We start from the raw sequence: 26946 nt of genomic DNA on the forward strand, positions 1-26946 counted from the left end.
GCATCCTTTATAATCAGGTTTCGTCAGGCCTTGCCCGCTGCCCCGCCTTCTCCTCCTTTTCCGAGACATCAGCCGATGATCGCGAACAGCCTGCGGTTTCCTCGAATTGCCGCTTCGTCCATTTTTGCTTGTGTCGTCCCGATCCTATTTGGCGCCGGAGCCCAGTGTTGTTCGGCTGATGAGGAAGTTCGTGACAGCCGTCCCAATATCGTTTTGATCATGTGCGATGACATGGGTTGGAGCGATATCGGATGTTATGGAGGTGAGATCGAAACGCCGAATTTGGATCGTTTAGCGCAAGGCGGCGTGCGATTTCGAACGTTCTACAACAACGCCAAGTGTGAGCACACGCGAGCGTCGCTGTTGACCGGCCGTTGGTGGCACCATGTCGGTGCGTCCGCTTCGGTGCACTATGCCGCGCCGACTTTTGGCGAGCGAATGCGCGACGCTGGCTACCGTACGTTGATGACTGGTAAGTGGCACGCCGGACAAACGCCCTATCAGCGTGGCTTTGACAGACACTTCGGGTTGACTGACGGTTGCTGTAACTTTTGGAACCCCGGGCACGCGCGGCCGGGCGAACCTGAGCCAGCCAAGAAGATGGTGCGGCGTTGGGCCGATGACGAACAGGAGTATTTGCCCTACACGCCAGAGAGCAGCGAGTTTTACACCACCGACGCATTTACAAACAAAGCGGTCGAGTACCTGCATCAGTATCGCGACGAAGAGCAGCCGTTCTTGTTGTATGTGGCGTACACCGCACCACATTACCCAATGCATGCGTCCGAAGAGGACGTCGCGAAATACCGCGGCAAGTACGGCGCGATCGGATGGGACAAACTCCGCGAGCAGCGATTCGCTCGTCAGCAACAATTGGGCATTCTGCCCGATAACGCTGTGCTGTCGCCCCGCGATGCTCGCTTGCCAGCTTGGGACGACATCAAGTCTGACGATCGCGATTGGTGGGACCTGAGGATGGCGACCTATGCCGCGATGGTTGATCGATTGGATCGCAATATCGGCAAGCTACTTGGGACGATTGATGACATCGGTGAGAGCGACAACACCTTGGTCTTTTTTCTCTCGGACAATGGCGCCTGCGAAGACTCCGCCGACCGATCGACGGTCAAAGGTTCGATGCCTTGGGAGGTCACCAGCTTCCTGACACAAGGGCGTCATTGGGCAAACGCCTCCAACACTCCGTTTCGAAAGTACAAAACGACTGATTATGAAGGCGGAACGCGGACGCCGCTGATCGCCTATTGGCCCGGCAAGATTGCTGCCGGAACAACCACGGACCACGTCGGACACCTGACCGATTTTATGCCCACGATGTTGGATCTGGCGCAGGCCGACATCACGGACGAACTACCGGGCCATTCGTTGGTGCCAGCTCTGCGGGGCGAAACCGTTGAACGACCTTGGCCAATCTATTGGCAATTTGGCAAGGCGAAAGCGATCCGCAACGAGACGCACAAATTGGTGCAATATGACAAAGGAGACTGGGAACTCTACAACCTTGTCGAAGATCCTTGTGAGCTAGACGACCTCGCCAAACGCGAACCGGAACTCGTGAATCAATTTCGTCAGCAATGGGAAACTTGGTGGAAGAACAAACCCGCCAAGTAGCGAGGCGGAGGACACCAACTTCACAACGCTTGGCGGCGCACGACAATCAAGGACGCTCGCTCAAGAAAAACCGTCTGATTCTCACGTAGGGTTGATTGATGCCGCTCCGTATTTCGTTGTGTGTTGTTTTCGCGATCAGTTGGTTGGTCGATGTCCGTGCGAATCCTCAGGTCGCGATACCCAAGCAAACCCCCTCAGATGTTGGTGCTGGAAATCATGGCGTTGTAGCAACGACCAGTCCGCTCGCGTCGATCATCGGACGCGAGTGCCTGGAAGCTGGCGGCAACGCCGTCGATAGCGCAGTCGCGACTGGCTTTGCGTTGGCGGTCACTTGGCCAGAAGCCGGCAACATCGGCGGCGGCGGTTTCATGCTGATCAGCCCTCCGAATATTGCATCGCCAAGTGACGTTGTCTGCATTGACTTTCGCGAAACCGCACCACAGGCAGCGACTGAAAGGTCGTTCGTCAATTGGTCACAGTCGCGGCATGCAAAAATGGCTGGCACACCCGGCTCGGTCGCAGGCATGGCACTCGCCCACCAAAAATATGGTTCCTTGGCTTGGAAGGAGCTCGTTGCCCCGGCTATCAAGCTTGCCAAAGAGGGATTTGTCGTTGATGACTACTTGGCGTATTCGTTGAATTCCGCGTTGACGGATCCCGCGATCAAAGACGCACGCTATGACGAATTTCGCCGCGTGCTTGGGCATCCCGATCAACGACTTTGGAAGCCCGGTGATCGTTTGGTCCAGCCAGATCTCGCGGCCACGCTTCAACGGATCGCTGATCAAGGCGCGGATGGTTTTTACCAAGGTCAAACGGCGGACAAAATCGTCGCCGAGATGAAACGTGGCGATGGGTTGATTTCGCGTGATGACTTGGCTGGCTACAACGCTGTTGCTCGCACCGCGACACAATCGGCGTATCAAGGGCACGACGTCTATGGGGCACCGCCGCCAAGTTCGGGCGGCCTGACCGTCGGGCTACAGCTTCGAATGCTCGAGCGATTGAATTTGACTCCGTCATCGGACGCGGTTTGGACGACGCCACAAATGCATTTGATGATCGAAGTGATGCGGCGATCGTTTCGTCTTCGTGCCGCATTGCTGGGTGACCCCGCGACAACGGAAGTTGGCGACGCGTATGACGATGCCCATGTCGAAGCAATGGCCCGAACGATCTCGCCTCGCCAAGCCACTTCGAGTGCGGACATTGCCGGACACATTCCCTTAACCGCTGGACCGTACGAAAGCGAACAAACCACGCACTATTCTGTTGTGGATGGTAATGGCTGGGCAGTGAGTACGACCACGACACTCGAGCGGTCTTTCGGCAGTTGGATCATGGTCAAGGATGCCGGGGTGTTGCTCAACAACGAGATGGGCGATTTCAATTGGGTTCCTGGTATGACAACCAAGACCGGCCAGATCGGCACGAAGGCGAACTTGGTTGGCCCAGGCAAAAGAATGCTCAGTTCGATGTCGCCAACAATCATTGCTAAGAACGGACAGCCGGTTTTGGTTGTCGGCAGTCCCGGCGGTCGCACGATCATCAACACGGTCGCCGAAGTGATCGTGCAATCAATCGGCTTTGACAGACCACTGCTCGAAGCGGTCGAAGCGCCACGGTTTCACCATCAATGGTTCCCGGATCAAGTTTCCTTAGAAGACGACGAGCATTTCGACGCGATCACACCGGCGCTTCAGGCGATGGGGCACCAATGCAGCCGTCCGTCTGGCCGCCGCCAAGGTTCCGTCCATGCGATCGCAATCGATCCAGAAACCGGAACGGCAACGGGCGTTTCGGATTGGCGGCGTGGCGGTAGCGTGGAAGCCGCGAGGTAGCTCGCTACCACTGCAGCCCCCATCGGCTGGGATCCTGGTTCAGGTCAAACCAGCCGTCGAAGTCGGCAAGCTGATCCGATTCGGACAGCTCAATCGCACCGGCGTCTGCCGACGCGAAAATGAACTTACCGAGGTCGTGGCTGTTGGCGAATTCCCAGGCGATCAATTCTTCTTTGCCGGATTCGGCAAAGTGATCGACGGCAAGTTCCAGCAGAACACGACAAACGCCTTCGGCGGCCACATGACCACGCTTTGCTAACTTTCGATCTTTGAGGGCAACCCGGATGGCATGACGCACGAACTCGGTGCGTTCGGGCTGCCCTTTGTCGAATTGGGGATCGTGATTCAGTCGGATGATGCTTTCTCCCGCAGTTTCTTGATGTCCGCTTCTACGGATTCCCGTCGGGCAATCAAGTCTGTCAATGACGAACGTTCTTTCTCGACAACGTCGGCCGGTGCGCGAGAGACGAAGTTTTCGTTGGCAAGTTTGGATTCTTTGCCAGCGACCTGTTTGATGATTTGACCAAGCAGCTTTTCCAAACGCGATAGCTCGGCTTCGACATCGATGAACTTTTCCAAGTCGACGTGGACTTCGATACCGATCCCGGGAATCGTTAGTGGTGCGTCGGTTTCGAACGCTTCAACCTCGGGGCCGATCGCCAGGACGTCGGCGCCAGCAAGTCCGGCGAAATAAGTCGACATCGGCGCGAGCAAGGCTTGGCTGGATTCACTGCACGTTAGCGAAACCGGTACCGTTTCTTGTGGCTTGATCGATTGGCTGGCGCGGATCTGGCGGATCGCGACGACCACTTGTTGGAACTCCGAGAACTGACGCTCGATTGCCGCGTCATTGTGACTTGAATCGGATTCTGGCCACGGCGCGACCATCAACAATTCGCTCGCGGGTTTGCGATCCAAGCCACGTGTCGGCGCGATCTCATTGAGGAAGCCCCAGATCGATTCGGTCACAAACGGTGTGATCGGATGCAGCAGTTTCAGTAGTGTGTCCAAACCGTGCACGATCACGTTTTGGCTGAGACTGCGTTCTTTTTCGTCAGCCAGGCGAGGCTTCGCAATTTCGACGTAGAAACTGCAGAACTCGTTCCATGCAAAGTCGTAGATCACGCTGCGAGCTTCGGCAAATCGGAAGTGTTCGATCGCGTCAGTCACTTGGCGTGTAACGGTCGCCAATCGGCTGAGCAGCCAGCGGTCTTCCACCGGCAGTTTCGCAACATCGATCGCTTGCGGCGTGAAGCCTTCGAGGTTCATCAGAACAAATCGTGACGCGTTCCAGAACTTGTTCACGAAGTTGCGGCTGTTCTCGAACTTTTCACTAACAACAGCGGCCTTCGGATGTTGCTTGTCTGCTTCGGATTCGGCCCACTGTGTTGAGAACGTCTTCTTGCACTCGGGACAATCGATCGTTGTTGCGGTGCGGTTCTTCTTTGTTTGGTCGACCAGTTTTTCGCAGTGCGGGCATTCGTACTGGACGGGCATACGAACGTCTTGCGTTTCGGTCGCGATCTCGGTCAATCCGAACCGCAGTGCATCGGGGCCGAACTTCTCGATCACGTCGATCGGGTCAACACCGTTGCCTTTGCTCTTGCTCATCCGTTCGCCGTGTCCATCCAAGATGGTCGGGTGGATGTAAACTTGGTCGAAGGGAATCTCGCCCAGGTTGTTCAGACCCATCAACACCATGCGAGCCACCCACAACGTGATGATGTCGCGCGAGGTGCACAGGGTCGATGTCGGATAGAAGTAGTCGAGCTCTGCGGATTTTTGCGGCCAACCCAAGGTGCTGTGTGGCCATAGAGCGGATGAGAACCAGGTGTCGAGTACGTCGGCATCACGAACTAGACGCAACGCTTCGAGTTTGGGTTCCAGCGGCGAGTCTTCGTTCCGCAAGCAGACGAACACGTTAAAGGACTCGCCATCCGCGTTCGGCTGAACGGCCGCGGAAATTTGATCGTCGCCGGCAAGCGATTTTGCTTTGTCGACGATCGCATTGGCTTCCGCTTCGGTCTCAAACGTTGCCGACCAAATCGGAATTCGGTGTCCCCACCAAAGTTGGCGGCTGACGGGCCAGTCGCGTTTTTCGCCGAGCCAATCGAGATAGCCTTTGCGATAGCGTGTCGGGAAAATCTTGACGCGTTCGTCGCTGACCGCATCCATCGCCGATTGGGCGAGTTCATCCATTTTGACGAACCACTGGTCAGCCAAGTACGGCTCGATCGCGGTCTTACTGCGATCTGACAGCGGCATTTCGATATCGCGGTCTTCGATATCGCCGAGCAATCCTGCTTCGTCCAAATCGGCGACAACTTGTTTACGCGCCTGCGGGATCGTCAATCCTTCATACGCTGGCGCGACCGAGTTGATTGTCCCGTCAGGATTCAAAATGTTGATCATCGGCAGCTCTTGTCGCTGTCCGACCTCATAGTCATTGGGATCGTGCGCCGGCGTGATCTTGACGCAGCCTGAACCCAGTTCAGGTTTCGCCCACTCATCGGTCACCAGCGGGATCTCGCGATTGACCAAAGGCAGCATCAGCTGACGACCGTCGGCGGCCATGTCACGAAGCTGGATCAGCTTCGGAAGCATCGACTCACGTCGTTTCGCGAGCGCATCGATTTGGGCCTGGACGTCAGTCTTTTCTTTGGCACTTGCCGCAACCAGCTTCTCTTGCAGTTCGTTGGCGACACGATCCAGCGCGGCGGATGGGTCAGGGTGTACGGCGACCGCAGTATCACCAAGCATCGTTTCTGGACGAGTCGTCGCGATTTCGACGAACTCGGGCTCACCGGGTTTGGGATCGATCACCGGGTAACGGAAGTGATAGAAGTGACCTTTCTTGGTGACGTTCTCGACTTCGTCGTTGCTGACCGCCGTTTGCAAAAACGTGTCCCAGTTGACCAAGCGTTTGCCGCGATAGATCAGTTGTTTTTGGAACAGATCAAAGAACGTGGCCCGAACGGCGGCCGCACAGGTTGGGTCCAGCGTGAACCGCGTACGACGCCAGTCACAACTGCAGCCCATCCGCTGCAATTGGCCGATGATGCGTTTTTCGTATTGGTCTTTCCAGCTCCAGATACGCTCCACCAAACCTTCGCGGCCGATGTCGTGACGCGACAGGTTTTCCTGTTCCTTCAAGCGTCGCTCGACGACCGCTTGAGTTGCGATCCCGGCGTGGTCTGTTCCCGGCATCCACAGCGCTTCGAAACCTTGCATCCGTTTGGTACGGATCAAAATGTCTTGTAGCGTGTTATTCAAACCGTGCCCCAAGTGCAACGCACCGGTCACGTTTGGCGGCGGGATAACGATTGAGTAAGGCTTCTTGTTCGGATTAACTTCCGCGTGGCTGCAACCGGCCTTGTCCCATCGCTGCGCAATCTCGTCGGCTGCGGTTGAGTGATCGAACCGAATCGGGATGGTGTTTTCGTTCATGTCGCCGGAGTGATGTTGTCTTTGTGCAATTTGTATTCGACCGAATCGATCAACGCTTGAAAGCTGGCTTCGATAATGTTGTCGCTGACGCCGATGGTGTTCCACGACTCGTTGTGGTCGGCGCTTTCGATGATGACGCGGGTTCCGGCAGCGGTGCCGCTACCATTATTGAAAATTCGTACTTTGTAATCGACCAAGTGCATTTCCCGTAACGCAGGGTAGAACGGCAGCAATACTTGGCGGATTGCCGAGTCGAGTGCGTTGACCGGCCCGTGACCTTCGGCTGCCGCAAAGCAGTCTTGATCACCGACGCGGATCTTCAAGATCGCTTCGGCATAGACATCTTTTTCATCGGCCGACGTCTCCCCGGCAACCACTCGGTATTTAATCGGGCTGAAATGCGGTGTAAACGTCCCAACGGTACGCTTGATCAACAAGTCAAACGAGCCCGCTGCGTTCTCATATTGGAAACCTTGGTTTTCCAGTCGAACGACCTCGGACAGGATTTTGTCCTGGATTTCGCGATCATTTTCAATGCTATGTTGCGTCGCAACCGCCGCAATGTTGCTGCGACCGGATAGTTCGCTCACCAGGATGCGGCGTTCGTTACCAACCAACTCGGGGTTGATGTGTTCGTACGTCGACGAGGCTTTGTTGATCGCATGAACGTGCATTCCGCCTTTGTGAGCGAAAGCGCTTTGTCCGACGAATGGCTGGTTCGTTCGCCACTGCAGGTTGGCGGTCTCGTAAACGAAACGGCTAAGTTCGGTCAGGGATTGCAGGTCGCGTCCGCCGAGTACCGTGTAGCCTTTCTTTTTGAGCGCAAGGTTGGCCATCACCGACAGCAAGTCTGCGTTGCCGCAGCGTTCGCCGATGCCGTTGATCGTCCCTTGGACCTGCGACGCGCCAACGTCGACGGCAGCCAGAGAGTTGGCGACGGCTAGTTCGCTATCGTTGTGGCAATGGATCCCAAAGATCACGTTTGGGAAATCTCTTAGCCCTTCGATAGCCGCTTGGGTGATTTCAGCGATCTGTTCTGGGAGCGAGCCGCCGTTGGTGTCGCACAACGCCATCGTGGTCGCACCGCCGGCTGCTGCCGCCCGAAGTGTCTCGATGGCGTATTGCGGATTGGCCCGGTATCCATCGAAGAAGTGTTCGGCGTCGTAGACGACGTCGGCTGACTTTTTCAGAAAGGCGACGCTCTCGCCGATCATGTCGACGTTCTCTTGGAGCGAGACCCGCAGGACTTCGGTCGCATGGTAGTCCCACGTCTTGCCAACGACGGTGATCACTGGCGTTTGGGCCGCGACGAGAGCTTTCATGCCCGGGTCGTCTTCGGCCTTCATCGAACGCCGACGTGTCATCCCAAAGGCACAGACCTTTGAATCGCCAAGATCATGTTTGCGGATCTGTTCGAAGAACGCGACGTCTTTTTCGTTGCTCAGCGGGTAACCGCCTTCGATCAAGTCGACGCCGGTTTCGGCGAGGCGAATCGCGATTTGCAGCTTGTCGTTCAACGAAAAGCTGACGCCTTCGCCTTGCGAGCCGTCACGGAGAGTGGTGTCGTAGATTTGGATCTGTTTCGAAGTCATGGCTACTTTCGTTTACAAAAAAACCCCCGAAGCGGGCCTGCTACGGGGGGTGCTGTTTGTTTGAACTACCGTGTCACCGGAACGAAATCTCAACAAGCCGGTGCAGGCTGAGTGGTTCCAGGGCATCGTTTCCCCCACGTCATCACTGGCAAACCGAGCCAGGGACGCGGCAAATAATGACACGGGTAATCATGCGGGGAATGCTTCAATTCGGGGTGGGGTTCAGTCGGCTGGCGGTGAGGATAAACCTGTGCCTCGCGTTCGTCAATCACGGCTGTTTCGTTGGGGATGGCGCCTCAAACGTCTGTGCGGAGGCTGAATCCGCCCCCGAATCGGTCGTTTTGCCAGCCGGTGGTGCCAGTCAGCGGGTCGAGGTGCTACGGCGTAGTCGGAAGCCTTCGCTGCGGACCATCGTCCAGCAGTAGCTAAACACGAACACGATGCAAATGGCGATCATCATCGTGACAATTCGGGCGAAGTGCATGTTCACGATTCCGGCATTTCGCCAAATCGACAAAAACTGGAACACTTGGCCACAGCCGATCAGCAGACCGAGGCTGCCCACACCGGCGGCTGTCGCCAGAGCCTGGCGTTTGCGGTGCGGATTCAACGCCACCACCCCGAAAAACAGGATGGGAATCCCCAACATCATGGGGATAAAAAGCAGAGGGACTTTCTCAATCGAGCCGAAGAGTGCGATCGCCGTATCGATGCACAAAAGAAGTCCAGAAACGATGCCAAATCGTGCCATTGACCGATCTATTCAAACCTAGGAGTACCGCCTTGTAGGTAATTGAATCGGGCAACCGATCCGTACCCAATCCTACCTCTGACCAATCGACAATGTCAGCCCAAAAGGATAAATCGCTCAGCCCCTGTGACGATCATTCCAGGAAAAAAAATTGCCCCAGGTGCGGCTGTAGGGCCGAGCACTTGGGGCAACCGTTGTGTGGAGGGAAGCAAGGCCTACGGCACTGCCTAGGTCTTGCCGCCAGGCCTATTCCTCGGATTTGCTATTGGGGAACTCGAGCTCCCCTGCGGCCGCGTCTTTCTTCATCAGCTCTGCTTCGCGACGGTGTTCGTCAGCGAGCTCGGAATCGCCAACTTTGTCGTAGCACTGTGCCAGCATTTCGTGGGCTTTTAGTGCCAGCGATGGCGACGTGAGTGATTGTTCTAAGTCGCTGATCGCGTCGCGGTAGCGTTCCATCCGAAACAGGATTTGGCCACGCGTTTCGAAAAAGTGCGGTGTCGGCATTGGCGTCGACTCGATTGCCTTGTCCGAAACCTGCAGGGCGCGTTCCAGGTCAGCGTCTTCACGCATCGTCAGTGCGACCGCCAAGTTGTTGAGAACGGCGGCGCTTTTGTCATTTAAGTCAGCGGCGAGGCCCAGGTGCAGTTCGGCGTTGTCAACGTCTTCCTTCATCAATGCCGCGGTGCCTTTGATGAAGTGTGAAATCCAAAGTGGAGATCCTTTCACCAGTGCGTTGCGAACACTGACGACATCTTTGTCAGATTCGTCGAGGTTCCCTAGGACGTGGTCTGCCAGCATCGTCACGACGCGAGGGTTGTTGGGAGCGATCTGAACCGCCACCTCGAGCATGCGCATGACGCGGAGTCGTTCGCTGACGGTGTCCGTCGGTGACTTTTCGATGTAGTTGACGTAAGCGACGATCGCATCGCCAAGTCCCAGCGTCAGCATTTTTTTCTCTTGTTCCGTCTGCGCGATTTCCAGACTGCCTTTCAATGTCCGAATCGCGTCACTGTGTCGTTCGAGGAACAGCTGATTGCGGGCGACCATGAATGCCAAGCTGGCGTTCATCGGATCGTCCTTTTGCATTTCCTGGGCCTTGTCCAGGGCTTTCGTCGCATACAGTTCGGCCTTGTCCGTGTCGCCGATGCGGCGGGAAAGCTCGGCGGCCTTTAGTCCCAGCAATGGTTCCGTTTGCGATAGCTCGTCAAGCATTTCGATCGCCGCGGCATAGCGACGGCGGAAGATCGCATAGTCGGTGTACATCTTCCTGACGTTGATGTCTTTCGAATCGGCGTCACAGATCAGCTCCAGAATTAAACCGCATTCGTCGAGTTGTTGCTCATCAAAGTCGGCCCATTTCTTGCCAAGCATTTCATTCTGCAATAACCACCGAGCTGCCGGAACGTGTCGGCGCTGCAGCAGTTTTCGCATGATTTGCGTTGCTTCTTCGCTGTGTGACTGTGCATCTCGCACCCACGCGTAGCGGTGCAGCAATTCGAGGTTGTTGGGGTCTGTTTCGAGTTGCCGCTTGATAACGATTTCGGCGGTCGGAAAGTCATCCTTTTCCAGCGACACCATCAGTTGGCGTTCAAGTCGGCGATTGCGCCAACCGGTTCCGCCGCTAAACGCGATGAAGCCGGTGACAAACAAGACGACCGACAGGATGATTGCCGGGATCGCTTTGGGAGCGTCTTGCCAAGGAATCCCCAAGAACCACGCTCGGATAAATTCGGTGCACCATCGCATCCAGGCCAGAGGGTTTAACGCTTGCATCTCAGTGCACCTCCGATTCGGTCGTTAGTTTGTCGTCCGACAAGCTGCTCGCTTCGGTGGCGAACGCGGCGACTTCGGGTGTCGCGTCATTCGGACGCTGTACGTTCGCTTGGGCGGGCTGCGATTTCGTTTCCGTAGGCCGAATGCGGCCCGCGTTGATTGCAATCGCATCGGCGATCTTCGCACGCATTGCGATGAAGTCTTCTTCGAGAGCCAGCAAGCGTTTCGGTTCGATTTTGTCAGGGACAATCACCCACATCTGAAACATCAGCACTTCGTTTTGGTCCCACACACCTGTCGAGTCGATGCGGTTCCAAACGCGGTGGGAAAATGCCGCCAAACTATTTGGCGCATCAAGCAGAGTTCCGTCGCTGCCGATTCCCGAGAACAGAAGGTATCCTCGTGCCGAGGGGCCCTGTTTGAAACGGGCGAGCACGTAGGTGGTTCGCAGCGCGTCGGGGTTTTGCGATTCGATTTCAAGTGTTTCGAAGTCGGTTGGCGACTTGATGTCCCGGTCGAGCAACATCCAGTCCAATCGTTCGTAGCAGTCACACAATTCGTGCCAACCTTTGTGCGGTTGACTGAGGACGATCTGGGCGGTCATGTCTTCCCAAGAACATTCCCACACGTCGGAGTTTGCTCCCAAGTAGGGAACTTCGTAGTTGCGGTTGGCAACGTGATTGACCACCGACAAGGATTGCAGGGCACTCACCAAATCAGACGGCGGGTCAAAGACCAAGTCGGTTTCACCAGAGACACGGTCTTCTGGTCGACGAGACGTGATCACTTGAAAGATTGAAAGCCCGCCAACCACGACCATCACGCACAAAAATCCGATCTGCGCGTTGCGGTTTCGCACGAGTGATTGGGCTGTTTCGAAAAACATGCCGCGCCGGTCTTGTTCGATCCAGGTGTTGGTATCACGTTGGGTCATTCGACCGCCTTCCTCCTCGCTGTCGCGGATCGCGATGCGGTTCCAAACACTAACGAGCGGATTGAATTCCGTTTCGTCAGGCACAACGTGGAACAGCGTCACCATCAGGAAGTCGAAGGACAACAGAAACGCGAATGCGAGTCCGAGTGCCAGATAGCCGAGCAGTTCGTGCGGCCAGCCTTCTGCCAAGTCGATCTGGTACCAGCTAGCCGCCAATGCCACGACGGTGACTCGGACGACATTCGAAAACAGGGCCAGCAGACAGGCAATGCCCAAGTAAATCGGTGCGGTCCAGACACGCCGCTTTTTCCATGCAACGACTGTAAGGGCAAGAAATCCAAGCGTAAAAACGGATTGGATTCCGCTGCATGCCTCCGCCACAAACAACTCGCGATCGGCAAGTTGAATCACGTTGTTGGTGACCGCGTGTGGGATCGCGACCGCGTCAAGCAGGACGCTCGACATCCAAGTTGTGATCCGTTGCAGACGAATGACCAACAACGCGTCCAAGCGAATCAGCTGAATCGCTGACCAGAGTGGAAGGGCAAGGACAAGAAGCGTGCGGTCATGTGGCCCACGCATTGCGCGCAGCAGCGACGTCGCAAACAACACGCAAGCGACTGCGCCAAACCAGGGAAACTTTAAAATCGCGCCCGCGACGACCAGCAGCAATCCAATGCCGACAGCAGCCCAACTGGCTGTGCCGCGCGGAGGATAGAACACCCCGTCGCTGCGCTGATAAGCGAGCCAAACCACGACGGCAACGGCAAACGGGATGTAGTGGTAGGTGGTGTTTGCCCACAGCGTTACCAGGTAGGGCACCAGCAATGGCACGGAAACGATGCCCAGCGCCAGCCAGAACCATCGCCAATTCGAGTGTGGCGATCCGATTGTTTGCTGATCAGAACCAGCCGAAGAAGGGGCAGGATTCAAGTGCTCGTCATTGACCGAGCTTCCCGCCTGTGCAGAGTCCGCGGACGACATGGTATCGATAGTTGTCGAATTGGAGGATTGTCATGCAAAACGAACCGCGTGTCGTCGCAAGGACAAGACGCGGTTCCGATTTGACGCACACGGTTGTTTCAACCGAGGGCCGTTATTGATTCAAGTCGCCGTGATCAGACTCACTGTCACGAGGCAACGTTTTGGGCATTGTCTTGACCAAGGTGCCGTTGCTGGACGAGCCCGATGATGAGGCGGTTTTGGACGAAAAGCCATTCGTCTTTGACGACTCGTTCTTGATGATCGAGCGATTGTTCGTCACCGCGACGCTGGTCGCGCTGGTCTGGCCGTTGCCGCGAGAGTACTGCCCGCCGTATCGACCGTGGCGGTAGTAACCGTAACCGGTGTATCCGTCCGAAGCGGTGGCTTCTTCCGAGTTGTTGATCACGACACCAAGCACGTTTGCACCAACACCGTTGAGAATGTTCAGCGATTCGCGGGCGTTCGGTTTGCTCTTGCGACGAATACGAAGCGTCAAGATCACAGCATCCGCCATGCTCGCCGTGATGCTTGGGTCGGTGACGACCAATAGCGGCGGCGTGTCCAAAATGATGTAGTCGAATTGCTCGCGAAGGTAGTCGAGCAGTTCGTTCATCATCGGCGACGTCAACGCTTCGGCCGGGTTCGACGGAATCGGGCCGGACGGCATCACATGCAGTTTCGGCAGGGGAGTCGCGTGGGCGGCATCCAGCGGATCGCATTCGCCGTTAAGTACATTCGTCAAACCGAGTTTTTCTTCGCACGCGAAGTTGTCGGTCAGTTGGGGACGACGCAAGTCACAGTCGATCGCGAGGACGCGTTTACCACTTTGGGCGATCGAGCACGCGAGGTTACATGCAATCGTGCTTTTACCGTCACCGGGCAAGGGGCTGGTGACTTGCAAGATCCGTCCGCGTTCGATGTTGCTCATGTCAAAGAACGTTGCCGTTCGCAAGGAGCGGATCGATTCGGCCGTCATGCTCGATGGCTGGTGAACGACCGCCAAGTCGGTGGACAAAGACTTGTAAGGGTCGAGTTCGCCTTTCTTCGTTTTTCGGCGTTTGCCGCGGAAGAATGGGATGTGAGCCAAAATCGCGACACCCAGCGTCGCGCTGATTTCTTCCGGATCGCGGAACGTGTTGGCGTTTTTCTCGAGCAGCAACGCAAGGCCGCTGCCAAGCAGGATGCCGAGCACGGTGCCCAAGCCGGCCGTTTTGATCAAGCTAGGTCCGACAACCATCGCCTTGGTCGGTTTCCAAAGTTCGTCGACTTTCGTGACGCTGTCGTCGTTGCCAAGTTGCGACTTCCGCATGTTTTCTTCGAGTTGATGCAGCAGTTCACGGCTTTGCTCAATCTCACGGATCATCTGAGCGTTCTTTTGCTCGTCCTTGGCCAACTCAGCGGCAGCGCGTTTTTCGCTGGCGATCTGGTCATCGAGATCTTTCAGGTGCAGTTGCTGCGTCTTGACCATTGCCTTGTGCGAATACAAGACAGCCTCGACGGTTTCTTTCGCGCGGGCGACTGGATCACCGTAGGTGTCTTCGAACCATTTTTCACGAAGCTTCGCGATACGGTCAGATTGTTGCTCAACCAGTTTCAACAGTTCTTCGCGAGTTGTTTCGAGCTGTTGATCAAACGCTTTGACCGTCGGGTGCGACTCGCCGAATTCGCGAGCGTTGATGTTTCGTTCGACCATCAACGGCAGCAGAGTCTTTTGGACGTCGATCGCCGCCAAAGCGCTATCGCCAACGAGTGGGTCGTTGTCACGTTTGTCGGAGATCGAGCTGATCTTTGCACCGAGCAATTGGCTCATCACATTCAAGACAATCCGCGGGTCGTCGGACTGCTTTGCGACGCTTTCCATTTGCGACAAAATCGTTTCTTGCGAACGCAGTTCTTGGAATTGACGCGAGCGTTCGGCGATCAAGGCCAGGTGGCGTTCGCGGTGCGGGTTGATCGCGTTGCCTTCGCTGTCCCAGTCGAGCGGTGCTTCCCGGCGGAAGTCGTTGTAGACGCGTTCCATTTCGGCGAGCTTGGGAGCCAGCGAGCCGATCGCCACGTTGATCAAACGCGTGAGGTCTTCTTGCGTGTGGCGATGGCGTTGGTTGTAGTAATCTTGCAGTGACTTGCTATAGGCCTGTGTCGCCGCTTCGCAGTGCTCCGGGATCTCGCTGTCGAAGTGCAACAGAGTGATCAAAGATTGAGCCGTTTTGACGTCCGTCACCTCGGGCTCGAGGGTCAGTGTTTCCTGAACCTCTTTGGCGAACTTCTCCAGATTGTTTTCGTAAAGCTCTTTGAACGGCTGCATCACCGGCTGTTCGAAAGCCATGCGGGCAACTGTATCGCTGTACAGCTGTGCTTGCAGGACTTCGATGTCTGGGACGCCGCCGACGACTTCTCCGGTGACGGTGTCAAGGATCGGCGGGCGATTCGACTCGACCATCAGTCGCGTTGACGAGCGATAGGTTTCGGGCATCTGCGTGAAGATCAGAAACCCGATCATTCCGAACAGGATACCTGGCAGCAGCACAGCCCAGCGATAGCGCCAAAGTGCGCCGGGAATGTCCAGCGGTTGCGCCGACATGACGACGTTTTGGCGATTGGAAACCTGACGGTTGCGAAAACTCGTTCCTGGTTTCGAAGGTTCTGCAATCATGTGGGGAAGTTGTCTGGTTCGGCAGAGCTTACGGGTGACCGACTGGTGAGAGTACCAGCCGGGGGTCGGCAGTCTGGTCTCGAGAAGACCAGCACACAAGCATTCATCCAGTGATTCATCGTGCCTTAGGGCAATCCGTCACCTTAGACGCACACTCGGTCGACTTGTTCAGCTCAATTGGAAAATTGGGGCAGTCATTTTGGGACTCGCTTTCCCGCCGGTCAGTTAGGCGCGGCTGGTGAGAGCCAACGACGCCCACATCGGGGAAACCGTGCAGTTGTAGTTTAACCCTCAATTTATTAGGGCCATAGCGGTTTTGAGTTTCACGAGTCGCAAAACTAGCCCTCCGGCGTCACATCCGAACTGACCGACACATCCTCGGGTGTCCCTCGGTACAACCGTTGATGCAGGTGTTGAGTCGCCTTTTCTATAGAATCGTTAAATCGCTCGTGAGCCCGCAATGTGCGGGGAAATCGCAAGTTAATTCCGCGAAGTATTGCAGCCCGGTACTCCGCCGGAAACAATCTTTTTGGCTTACTCCTCCCTCGCCAAACAACCGCCCGACTGAAGTATGAACGTTTCGTTTAATCTTCCGAAAACTGCCGCATCCCTGGATGGGACAACTTGCCTCGTGACCGGCGGTGGCGGATTTATCGCCTCGCATGTGGTCGATGCTCTGCTCGCACAAGGCGCCTCGGTTCGCATCTTGGATAACTTCAGCACGGGCTTTCGCAGCAATCTCGAACACCGCCCCGCCGAGGCTGACGTCGAATTGATCGAAGGCGACGCGGCCTGTGCGGAAACGGTTGACAAGGCCACCCGGGGCTGCGACTACGTCTTTCACCTCGCCGCGATGGCAAGTGTCCCGCGAAGCATGCGGGAACCACAGCTTTGCCATGCCTGGTGTGCGACCAGCACGATCAATCTGCTCGCCTCGGCACAGACGCACGGTGTCCGTCGGATGGTGATCGCCAGCACAAGCGCTATCTACGGGAATTCCCCGTGGGTCAGTAAGCGCGAGACGGACCCGCCGGCGCCGCTTTCGCCCTATGCCGCCGCCAAGCTATCCGCCGAAGCCTACATGCAATCGTTCGCGCGGACGTCCGACGTCGAAACGGTGACACTGCGGTACTTCAACGTTTATGGCCCCCGCCAAGATCCCAACAGCGAATACAGTGCGGTGATTCCTCGATTCGTCTCGATGATCCTGACCGGCGAACGCCCAATCATTTACGGCGATGGCGAGCAGTCACGCGATTTCGTCTATGTCGGTGACGTGGCCCGAGCGAACATGCTCGCCGCGACGGTCCCCGATATTTCCGGTGGCATCTTTAACATCGCCTGCGGACGTCGCACGACGTTGTTGGACCTGTTGACATCACTTCGCGAGATCTTGGGGCAAGACATCGAACCGATCCACGAGCCCCCGCGCGTCGGCGATGTCAAAGATTCGCTCGCCGACATCACCGAAGCACGCACACGATTGTTGTTCGAGCCATCGGTCAGCATTGACGAAGGGCTCCGCCAAAGCGTTGATTACTACCAGTCGATCTGCAGCGTGAAATCGTGAGTCGTTGGGATTGAGGGTTCTCGAAAAACGCGGGTACTCCCAAACCGATTCGCAATCATAATGCGTGTTCTCAAGCAACACGCTCGCACCACCTTTTTCGTCGAACCCAGAAACCAGGCAATGATTCGCGCCGACGTTCACCAGCCTTACTTCCGCAAGTTCCTGTTTGTCTTTCTGGGGTGTCTCGCATTCGGTGCGTATTGCCTTTATGACGGGTTAGTTGCCTATCCAAAAAAGCTGACCATGGCAGAAGCCTACGAGCAGCTTCCTGAAGACGGGCGGCAAGAGGCTTGGGTAACGTTGGCGACCGAAAAGGGATGGCCGACGCGAACCCCAGCAAACTCGCCCGACGAGATGCGGAACAAGATCGGAACGCAATTCATGATGGCGGTCCTGTGCGGCCTGTTCGCGATCCCTGCCCTGCTGAAATTCATGTCCGGTCAAGGAACCTGGGTCGAAGGCGACGAGACGCTGATCCGGAACAGCAAAGGCAAAGAGGTTCCCATCGACGCGATCACCAAGATCGACAAAAAGAAATGGCCGGACAAAGGCATCGCGAAGATCTACTACGAGGTCGACGGAAAAAACCACAAGTTCATCATGGATGACTTTAAGTATGACCGTGCCCCAATGGGCGAATTGATGAAGTTCGCCGAAGCCAACTTGGACGAAGACCAAGTCGTTGGCGATGACTTTGAACGAGACAAAGAAGCTCTCCGCGAATTGCAAGCCAAACAGGAAAGCGAGTCACTCGGGCAGACACAAGCGGACCCGACACAGGTCTAGTCTCCGCCGCTATCGCGTCCGGACGTCCAGGTCCCGTTTGCGTGACTTGGCGCTGCGTTACACTCCTGACTGACACAGCCAATCATTTCTGGAGGACAAGATGTCAAAGCTGAGTTACGCCGTGATCGGAAGCGGGGCCGTCGGCGGCTTGTATGGGGCAATGCTTGCCCGGCAGGGTCACGACGTCCACTTTCTATGTCATAGCGATTATCAACATGTTCGCGATCAAGGCTGGACAATCGAAAGTCGTTGGGGCGACTTCCAACTGCCGAGTGCGAACGTCTATTGCAAAGCAAGCGAATTGCCACCTTGCGACGTCACACTGCTGACCCTGAAATCGGTCAAAAACGATTTGCTTTCTGAGCTGTTGCCGACACCGACAGGCGATTCCGGTGTCGTGCTCGTCCTGCAGAACGGATTGGGCGTCGAGGCTGAAGTGGCATCGTTGGTTGGTGAGCACCGCGTGCTGGGCGGCTGCTGTTTCTTGTGCAGCAACAAAGTTGGGCCCGGACATATTCGGCACATCGATTACGGACGGATCGTTTTCGGACCCTACGTCAACAGCGACACAACACTTCGGATCGCCCAGCAGATTTGCGAAGAGATGCAGTCGTCCGGCATTGAAGCGCAAACGTCCGAAGACCTCAACATGGTCCGCTGGCGAAAGCTGATGTGGAATATCCCATTCAATGGACTATCGGTTGCGCTCGACGCGTCGACGGACAAATTGATCGGCAACGCCAGCAGCGTCGATCTGATCCGCGATATTATCACCGAAGTCCATCAAGCCGGGAACGCCTGCGGGGCGGCGATCGACTCGTCATGGATCGAAAAGACGATCGATCACACTCGAGAGATGGTGCCCTATGACAGCAGCATGCGTCTGGATTATCTGGCTGGTCGCGAGATGGAATTGCAAGCGATCTTGGCAAACCCGCTCGCCGCGGCCAAAGCGGTCGGCGTCGCGATGCCCAAGACGGAGATGCTGTACCAAACGTTGTGCTTCATGCAGGCCCAGCAAGCTGCCGCGGCATCGACGACATCCTAGAGCTGCGCTCGATGCAAAAAGTAAACGCACGGCCTTCCCCCCGAAAGGCCGTGCGTTACCTTAAATCCCCTCGTCACATCTGATTCGCGTGCTGCCGCAATCACCACCGGCTCCCGTCGGCAGCAGTCATTCACGATGTTATGAACAAAACATGAGTGCAGAATCAGGACGATGCGAGGAAACGTCGTTTTGACAGGACAGCCGCTGATTCGCCGAAGTTAAAGTCGACTGCGGCACCAGGGCTGTCATCGAAAGTCAGGTCGCTAAAGGCATCGGGATCAACGGTTGCTGTCGCACCGGTGCCAAGCGTGTCTTGACCATCGATATAGTCTTCGGGCTGGGTTTCGCTGACGTCGTACGTCCCAGCCGCCAGTTGGGTGAATAGGTAGTCCCCATTGTCGTCGGTCGTTACAACTCGCGTGACCGGTTCATTGAAGATATTCGTCCCAGTCAGTGTTATCGTAACTCCCGCGATGCCGACTTCACCCGAATCTCGAACTCCGTTGTCGTTTGCGTCGACATAAACCGAGCCGCTGATCGAGCTTTGAAATCCTTCGACGGTGGTTGCGGCGGTATCCGAGTTGTTGGTCAAGTCGGATTCGCCCGTCACTGTTTCTACGGAGACGCTATTCGTCACGGTGCTTGGCGCGGTCGCGTCAACGGTCGCATTGATCGTGAACGTGAACGTTCCACTGGCCGCCAAATCGCCAACATCGACAGTGACGGTTTGGCCGTTGGTCGTCACTGTTTCGTTGCCAGGTGTGTTGGCACTGACGAACGTCAAGCCGCTGGGCAACGTATCGACCGCGGTCACGTCTTCGGCCGTCGAGACGCCGTCGTTGGTCACCGTGATGGTGTAGACCAGCGTGTCCCCCGCTTGGGCCGTCGATTGATCGACCGTTTTATCAACCGTCAAATCGGTTTGTGGCGTCGCGGTCACATCGACCGAATCGCTGTTGTTATTGGTGTTCGTTTCGCCCGCGTCCGCCGTTACCGATGCCGTATTGGTGATGGTCCCGTTCTCGGTGGCACCGACGGTAAACACCAGCGTCGCGGATTTGGTTTCGGCGTCGGCCAGTGTGACCGCTGGGAACGTCACCGTGGTCCCATTGGAGGTCGCGGATTGGCCATCCAGCGTGCCGCTGACAAAGGTCATGCCCGTGGGGATCGCATCGGTCAGGATCACGCCGGTCGCCGTGCTGGGGCCAGCGTTCGTCAGATCGATCGTGTAGGTCACGTTCGTGCCTGATGCCGGTGTTGTGTCGTCCGCCGTCTTGTCGATCGTCACATCAAACTCAGGCGACAGCGTGGTTTGTGCGTCATCGCTGTCGTTGGTGGTGTCGATATCGCCGCCAGCGACGCTGATTGACGCATCGTTGTCGATCGTTCCGGTTGCGTCTTCATCGACGGTTGCCGTCATCGTGAAGGTCTCGGTCGCACCGATGGCGATCGTGTCGAACACGACGGTCACCGTTCGGCTGGTGCTGTCGAATCCTTGCGACGCTGCGCCAGGTGCCGAGATCTGGCCGAGCGTCAAGCCCGCTGGCAAAAGATCCGTAAAGGTTACTTGTGCCGAATCGCTGATGCTGTCGGTGTCGTGCGAGATCGTAAACGTGTACGTCAACGTGTCGTCGCCAGGGGTTGCCGTCGACAGGTCCACGGTCTTGGTCAAAATCAGGTCCGTGGTCCGGTTGATCGTCAAGTCGATGTCGTCACTGTCATTGGCGGCATTGGTATCCGTGTCCGACGTCGTGATGTCAGCTTGATTGTTCAGCGTGCCGGTCGCAGACGAGGCAATGTCAACCGTTACGGTAAACGTTTCGGTTTGACCGCTCGTGAGCGTGCCGACGTCGAAGGTCAGGTCTTGCCCGTTTTGTGAAACGGTCACTCCGGAGGTGCCAGCGTCAAACGAATCGAACGTCAACGCGGCAGCCAATGTGTCGGTGACTTCGACGTCACGTGCATCACTAGGACCGCTGTTGGTGACGGTAAACGTGTACGTGATGCTGTCACCTGCCACGGCCGTGTCGGTAGTGGTTTTGGTCACGCCGACGTCGACATTGCGAGCGACCGGGGTCGTTTCGGTCGCAGTGTTGTTGCTCGTGTCCGGATCGATGTCCGGCGAACCGGCAACGGTCGCGGTGTTGGTCAACGAAGTTCCCGCATCAGCCGCAACCATGACAATGAGATCGATCGTCGCCGAAGCGGCATCGGCAAGGTCATCGACGTTGATCGTCAATTGGCCGCTCGATGCGGGTGACTCGGTCACCGTTCCAGAGCCACTGGTAAACGAGCCGCTGACGAAGGACAGGTCCGCCGGCAAGTTATCGGTTACCACAATTCCGGTCGCCGTATCGGGACCATCGTTCGTCACGGTGATGGTGTAGGTGAACTGCTCCCCAGCAGTTACCGAACCGGTCGTGTTGTCGGACTTGGTAATGACCAAATCGGCTTGTGCCAACGTGGCCAAGGCGCTATCGGAATTGTTCGTGTCGTCGGTTTCGACTTCGTCGCCCGCAATGGTTGCGGTATTCGTCAACGGTGCTGTCTGGCCAGCATCAATGTCGACAGCGATGCGAATGGAGCCGGTAGCGGATGCAGCAAGCGTGCCGACCGGGATCGTGATGTCCTGACCGACAATCGTTGGAGTGAAGCCGCCAAAATTGGACGCTCCCTGATTGATCGTCATACCGACTGGGATCGAATCGGTGATGACAACGTTGTTGGCGTCGAGCGGACCGTTGTTACCGAAGTCGATGTCAAAGAACGCTTGTCCGCCTGCGTTCAGCGTCGAGGCGGGTTCGTCGAGTGTCTTCGTGATCTCCAGGTCGATTGTTGGCGTCAGACCGAAATCGAGCGTGAAGTTTGTGTTGACATCGGTGTCGCCGTCGTTGTTCGGTTCGCTGCCGGCGACGAGTGTGATTTCTTGGCTGACGATTCCGACGCCCGCCGAAATCGCACCGTTGTCGTCATTGTCGATGTCGTCATCAGGGTCTGGTGATGGATCGTTGCCGGTGCTGGTCGCGTATCCGAAGAACGGCTGACCGCTGCCGAATTGAGCATCGGGAATGACAACCATGTAGTTGCCGGCGTCCAAGTCAGTAAAGACGTAATCGCCATTGACGTCCGTGGTCGTCGTCGCGACGGCCGTTTGCGTCGATGGATCGATCGCCCCGCCGCCGCCCGGTTCGGCATACAGTTCGACCGTCACGTTTTGCATGCCGCTTTCGGTGCCGTCCAATGTGCCGTTATTGGAATCGGTCCCACCCCCTAAATCTTCAAACACCGTGCCGCCAAGTTGCAGCAATTGGGTGTTGGATAGGTTGACTTCTATCGGCGAGGGGCCGCGTGATTCGACGACCGAAAAGAAAATATCATTGTCGGCCAGGGTCACCGTTGCGGTGGCTCGGATCGCGGCGACGTTGTTAAAGTCAGCGGGGTTGGTCACGCCCGCGAACCCAGAGGTCGCCCAGCCAACGTTTGTGAAGTCGACGAAGATCGTTTGTAAGGCAGGGTTCTGCGGAATGGTGATGTCGATCTGCGACGCTTCGGTTGCCGAGGTGAAGACGATGACGGTCATCGTTTCGTCTTGGTTTTCGGCGCGTGCCTGAATCTCGATACCGGTGTTGATGGCCGGCGTAGTTCCCGCCGCACCACCGGCGAGTTGTGCTGCCGGCGACAAACCAGGTACAAACGACAATCCGTACGCACCGTCATTTCCGTCGTACTCAACCGTTGCTTGTGACAGAGCACCACCACCGGTGCTGAGGCTTAGCAATTCAGTTCCGTTGTCGACTTGGAACGTGGTGTTGCCGCTGGCATTGGTGTGGACCAGTTCGACGTCGCGAGATCCACCCAAGGCGTTTGCCGCCGCTTGGGTATTAGTCTGCGTCGTGTTTCCGCTGGCTGTGATCAACTGACCGCCGGTCGTGAAGTCATCGATCGTGACGATGGTTTCGCCATCCGCATCGTCAGCGGTGACATCAACCAGCGCGGCCGCAGGCGTCGTGACTCCGGCGCCTGCCGAGCCTTGCAAGACAAAGTATGTTCCGACACTTAAGTTGTCGAAGCGATACAAGCCGGGCTCTGGATCCGCCGAGGTCGCAGTTGTAGTCGTCGCGGCTAGCGTGTCCACGCCGGAGTCGTACACGTTGTTCGCGTTGGTGTCGTTGTACAACTCGACTGTGATGCCTTCGAGTCGTGTATCGTCACCCGTCAAGCCGTCGCCGGTCAGGTCTGCATAGGCAATTCCTGAAACGGCCCCAATGTCACTCGCCAACAACTGACGCTTCGTCAATGTCTCGAGCTTCAGTGCTCGACGACGTGATCGTTCTACCGTTGCACGACGATTGCGACCGGTCAGTCGCTGAATCATTCGTTGCCAGACCATGGGGAACATTCCTTCGTTTTGGGTGACTCGACCGCTCGGTCGCACGTATTGGGGAAGCGAGACCAGTGCGCAAGTTCGTCAATCATTTTCGAACTTGCGTAGCCGTCATCTTGCGGGGGGAGATCGTCTCTGATCGTGCTATCGGCCCCGGGTCAACCAAAATTAAACGGGTGGTAGGATTTAACGATTACCACCGATATTCCAATCCATAAGTGATGCCATTGGCCCAGTAGTCAGTCGTGTTGAATGCGAACATCGGGTATGCATCCGTGCTGCTCAGTGCTGGCGGCAAGAAGTCTGGGTTGATCGCTGTTGGGATGTGCTCGCCAGGGCGAACAACATTCGACCAGTAGATCCCCGTGTAGCCAATCGTTGCCTTGAGGTGGTCGGTCAATTGGTAACCCAAGGTCAGGTTGAATTCGGGCAGGACCGAGAACTCGTCCTGCTCGAAGGTACCTTGGTTGGTCAGAGCCAGCAGGCCTCCCGATTGGGCCGCACCGTCATCGATCGAAGTCGAACCGTTGATGCGAACAATTTGATTGGTGTTGCCCACTGCAATTCGGATCAAGCTTTCAAGGCTCCAGTACCCGCGGACAATTCGGTTGCTCCATCCCAAGTCCACACCGTTGAAACGGTTCTCGGTATCGAACGCGTCAGTGATGTCAAACGATCCGGGGTTGGTACCGGTGCTGAGCAGATCTTCGTGAATCGAAACGCCTTCGTTGAGTTCCATAAATCGGTATCCCAAACGGAATTCCGAGCGGCTGCAGTAACGATTGGTGTTGGCAAACAAAATCGGTGGGCGGCAACCTTCGTCGCAACTCTTCAAGAATCGCAAGCTGAACGCACCGCCAACCATTTCTGTGTAGGCCTGAACGGATACGGTTCCGTTCAACGCGATTTGTCCGTCGTTGAACGCGATCAATTCCGAATCGTTCATGCCGGTCGTCACGTTGTAGAACGGACGGGCCAAGATCGGGTCACCGGTGCTGGATGCCGAAAATGATTCGTCTTCGCGTTCGAGTTCCAGGTATTCGGCAGCCAAGCCGACCGTGTGGCAGCTATCGAACCAGAAACCGAACTTCAAGCGGCCGCCGGTGCGTGAGTCATCCAAGATGTCTCCGCCGCCATAAAGTACCGTCGCACCAGGCAGAACACCTGCTTCCGACCGGCCGCTGATCGCACCAGGCATCGACTGTGTGACGAGCGCGGGGACGTTCATTCCGTCGGTCCAAAAATTCAACGCTTCGAATGAGATGTAGCCATCCTGTGGCAAACTCAGCGTGATCGCCGGACGCCATGCGCGACCGCCTGCCAGTTCGCCGCACAAACTGCAACCGCAATTCGGCCCACAGCTACTCCGTGCGTCACAGCCGATCGCGTCGCAACCGGCCCCTTCACAACCACAACTTGGGCCAATCGCGTCGCAAGACATGTCGACGTATCCGGGTTCTACATATCCAGGCTCGATGTATTCGCCATCGTAGATCACCGTTTCACCCATGGGCGGCGGTGTTGGGATCGCATGGCTGGTTACGCGATGCGATGCTTGTGTCACCATTCCTTGTGGGGCCGCCGAATCGGTCGGCTTGAGCACTTTTTTCTTGGTGGTTGCCGTGCGCTGAACACCTTTCGGCGAAGGCTGGCGGCTGGAAGCAGATGTTTGAGCGCCACGGACTGGCGTCCACTTGGCACGGGCTTGCTGCTCGCGATCGCTGGATTGTGTTTGCGCGTCGGCAAGCGAAGCTGGCAAAATCGCGAAGACCGCAATCGATGTGATCGCAAGCTGGCGGAAGGTGTTGAGGTTCGGCACGATCGTCACCACTGAAGAACTCGGGGAGGAAAACCGACTGCCAGCGATCTGTCTCCTCGCAGGCATCAGTCAGTTCTGGGCGTACCGGCGAGCTCAGCGCAACGCACGGCACGATCTGTCACTTGCCGTATCGACGGCCTCCACCTCAGCCCTAAACGTAAAATCCGAAAAATCCTCAAAATCGTTACGACCCGCAAAACCGTCAAAGTTTGACATTCGATTGCTAGCAAGTTGGCTGTGTCGATGTCGGTTACCTGGGCGATTATTGATACCTCTTGGTGAATCCCGGCAGCCAACCTTGACCTCGTCCCCGGCATATTGCTACTGGCAGGCTAGCGATCGAGGCTTCTCGGTCGTTCTCCCGATGAACTTGAGCGAATTTGTGGCAACTCGTTGACTCGACACGCGAAATCCAACCGATCTCGACCTGGCCTGCGACTGGGTTTTTCTATTCCGGCGGCGGCTGCTAGCAAAGCGGCGGCACGGCGGGCGATGACCGCGCGTATTGCACTTGGGATTGGCTCGCTTGTTGTTTGCATTCCGATGCTCAGCGGTTGCCGAGGTCGCGCCCAAGACGACTACTATCGCCAAAAGTTGACGAACCAAATTCGCGTTCTGGAAGACCAGTTGTATGACGCGGATTACCAGAATCGCGTGCTCCGCGACAAACTCGAGCAAGCTCGTGAAGTTCAATCAGACGAGCCAGATGGACAGGGCGACGATCCGTATTTAGCGCCCAAGCCGCTCGAAGATTACGACGTGATGGATTTGGATCCTTCGCCAAGCGACATCCAATCGGAAGAACCGAGGGACGATTTCACGCCCCCGTCGCTTCCCGTCCCACCGGTCGATTTCCCCGATGACTCCAGTGTGCTGGAACCACCAGCGGACAAGCCATTGGAAGCGCCGCCTTTGCGTGATCCAGATCCGATGCCTGTCGAGACGCCCGGCGAACCGACAGATGTCGCTCCTGGAATCGACAGTGATCTTGGAATGCCAGAGGACCTGCCATTGCCGGTCCCGGATCCAGACAACAACAGTCAATTATTGCCGGCGCCGAAATCGCCAGGCGAACAGTTGCTTCCTCCCAGTGACGACCAACTTCAAGACGACCAAATCATTCCGGGCGACCCACAACCGCCTGCAGGCAATCCGTCCAATCCTCCAGGCAGGATCACATTGCCGCCGAACTTGGAAAGGATGTCCTACGAAACGACTGTGGATGCCAGTCCGTCCGCAGTTCCGATTCCGGATCATCTGGAGATCCATCCGCAGCTATCCGGGGCGCATCGGCCGAATGACGATGAACCGACCGATGGGCTGTATCTCGTTGTGACAGCAGTCGACAAGGCAGGTGACATCCTCGCTCTAGCGAACTATGACATCGACGCCAAGTTGACGGTGGTCGCAATCGATCCGCTCGACGAATCAGAGGACCCACGCGTTGGACGTTGGGACTTCACGCCCGAGGAAGTACGCAGTTTTATTCAGCAAAACCCGGTTGACGGTTTTCATTTGTCCCTGAAATGGCAAGACCGCATCCCCGATGGGGAAGAAGTGATCGTCCATTTGCGATTGAAAGCTGCGGACGAAGAAATGCGTTGCCAAGCCAGCCTGCGGTTGAACGATGCCGTCGCGGTGTCCAGTTGGCTCCCACGCGGGTAGCCAAATTTTCGCCACCGGTCCTGCGGATCACTCGGACGACACCGTGTTCGAAACGATTCGTTGGGTGCGT

15 protein-coding genes are annotated in these 26946 nt (G+C 56.6%); 6 read left to right on the top strand and 9 right to left on the bottom strand.

Going from position 1 to position 26946, the window contains the following annotated elements; translation table 11 throughout:
* Positions 1 to 75: 75 nt before the first annotated feature.
* Together CGZ80_RS15210 and ggt are read left to right on the top strand one after the other, a co-directional pair.
* The gene (locus CGZ80_RS15210) at positions 76 to 1629 is read left to right on the top strand and encodes an arylsulfatase (protein WP_094415881.1); all 1554 of its coding nucleotides are present in this window, start codon (positions 76 to 78) and stop codon (positions 1627 to 1629) included.
* Between the two features lie 98 nt (positions 1630 to 1727).
* The gene (gene ggt, locus CGZ80_RS15215; RefSeq protein ID WP_094415883.1) at positions 1728 to 3470 is read left to right on the top strand and encodes a gamma-glutamyltransferase; all 1743 of its coding nucleotides are present in this window, start codon (positions 1728 to 1730) and stop codon (positions 3468 to 3470) included.
* 4 nt (positions 3471 to 3474) lie between these two features.
* Here the strand turns inward: ggt and CGZ80_RS15220 are convergent, their stop codons facing one another.
* From CGZ80_RS15220 to CGZ80_RS15250, 7 genes are all read right to left on the bottom strand, one after another.
* Positions 3475 to 3768: a hypothetical protein gene (locus CGZ80_RS15220; RefSeq protein WP_094415885.1), complete on the bottom strand. Its 294-nt coding sequence runs from the start codon at positions 3766 to 3768 to the stop codon at positions 3475 to 3477.
* Between the two features lie 47 nt (positions 3769 to 3815).
* The gene (locus CGZ80_RS15225) at positions 3816 to 6917 is read right to left on the bottom strand and encodes a valine--tRNA ligase (RefSeq protein WP_094415887.1); all 3102 of its coding nucleotides are present in this window, start codon (positions 6915 to 6917) and stop codon (positions 3816 to 3818) included.
* Positions 6914 to 8509 carry a citramalate synthase gene (gene cimA / locus CGZ80_RS15230; protein WP_094415889.1) on the bottom strand — a complete coding sequence of 532 codons (1596 nt, stop codon included), beginning with the start codon at positions 8507 to 8509 and terminating at the stop codon, positions 6914 to 6916. The genes CGZ80_RS15225 and cimA overlap by 4 nt, the downstream gene beginning before the upstream one ends.
* A 361-nt stretch (positions 8510 to 8870) precedes the next feature.
* Positions 8871 to 9260 (bottom strand): hypothetical protein, encoded by a 390-nt coding sequence (locus tag CGZ80_RS15235; RefSeq protein ID WP_094415891.1) that lies wholly within the window; start codon positions 9258 to 9260, stop codon positions 8871 to 8873.
* Between the two features lie 246 nt (positions 9261 to 9506).
* Positions 9507 to 11033 (bottom strand): tetratricopeptide repeat protein, encoded by a 1527-nt coding sequence (locus CGZ80_RS15240; RefSeq protein ID WP_094415893.1) that lies wholly within the window; start codon positions 11031 to 11033, stop codon positions 9507 to 9509.
* Position 11034: 1 nt separating this feature from the next.
* Positions 11035 to 12951 carry an exosortase U gene (gene xrtU, locus CGZ80_RS15245; protein WP_094415895.1) on the bottom strand — a complete coding sequence of 639 codons (1917 nt, stop codon included), beginning with the start codon at positions 12949 to 12951 and terminating at the stop codon, positions 11035 to 11037.
* A gap of 112 nt (positions 12952 to 13063) precedes the next feature.
* Positions 13064 to 15604 carry a polysaccharide biosynthesis tyrosine autokinase gene (locus CGZ80_RS15250; protein WP_094415897.1) on the bottom strand — a complete coding sequence of 847 codons (2541 nt, stop codon included), beginning with the start codon at positions 15602 to 15604 and terminating at the stop codon, positions 13064 to 13066.
* A gap of 571 nt (positions 15605 to 16175) precedes the next feature.
* On the opposite strand from CGZ80_RS15250, the gene CGZ80_RS15255 reads away from it, so the two are divergent.
* The 3 genes from CGZ80_RS15255 to CGZ80_RS15265 all read left to right on the top strand — a co-directional run bounded on the left by CGZ80_RS15255 (position 16176) and on the right by CGZ80_RS15265 (position 19008).
* Positions 16176 to 17174 (top strand): SDR family oxidoreductase, encoded by a 999-nt coding sequence (locus CGZ80_RS15255; protein ID WP_094415899.1) that lies wholly within the window; start codon positions 16176 to 16178, stop codon positions 17172 to 17174.
* Positions 17175 to 17294: 120 nt separating this feature from the next.
* Positions 17295 to 17960 carry a hypothetical protein gene (locus tag CGZ80_RS15260; RefSeq protein ID WP_143543947.1) on the top strand — a complete coding sequence of 222 codons (666 nt, stop codon included), beginning with the start codon at positions 17295 to 17297 and terminating at the stop codon, positions 17958 to 17960.
* Between the two features lie 100 nt (positions 17961 to 18060).
* Positions 18061 to 19008 (top strand): putative 2-dehydropantoate 2-reductase, encoded by a 948-nt coding sequence (locus tag CGZ80_RS15265; protein ID WP_094415903.1) that lies wholly within the window; start codon positions 18061 to 18063, stop codon positions 19006 to 19008.
* A 163-nt stretch (positions 19009 to 19171) separates the two neighbouring features.
* On the opposite strand, the gene CGZ80_RS15270 is transcribed toward CGZ80_RS15265, so the two are convergent.
* Both CGZ80_RS15270 and CGZ80_RS15275 read right to left on the bottom strand, forming a co-directional pair.
* Complete coding sequence (locus CGZ80_RS15270; RefSeq protein WP_158222708.1) at positions 19172 to 23398, bottom strand: beta strand repeat-containing protein; 4227 nt, start codon at positions 23396 to 23398, stop codon at positions 19172 to 19174.
* 187 nt (positions 23399 to 23585) lie between these two features.
* On the bottom strand, positions 23586 to 25220 hold the full coding sequence (locus tag CGZ80_RS15275) for a BBP7 family outer membrane beta-barrel protein (RefSeq protein WP_158222709.1): 1635 nt from the start codon (positions 25218 to 25220) through the stop codon (positions 23586 to 23588).
* Positions 25221 to 25703: 483 nt separating this feature from the next.
* Between CGZ80_RS15275 and CGZ80_RS15285 the strand changes: the two genes are divergently transcribed.
* Positions 25704 to 26876, top strand: coding sequence for a hypothetical protein (locus CGZ80_RS15285; protein WP_143543949.1), 1173 nt, complete (start codon positions 25704 to 25706; stop codon positions 26874 to 26876).
* The last annotated feature ends 70 nt before the right edge of the window (positions 26877 to 26946 follow it).

The organism is Rhodopirellula sp. MGV (genome assembly GCF_002251265.1).
In the GTDB taxonomy this organism is placed as follows: Bacteria; Planctomycetota; Planctomycetia; order Pirellulales; family Pirellulaceae; genus Stieleria; species Stieleria baltica_A.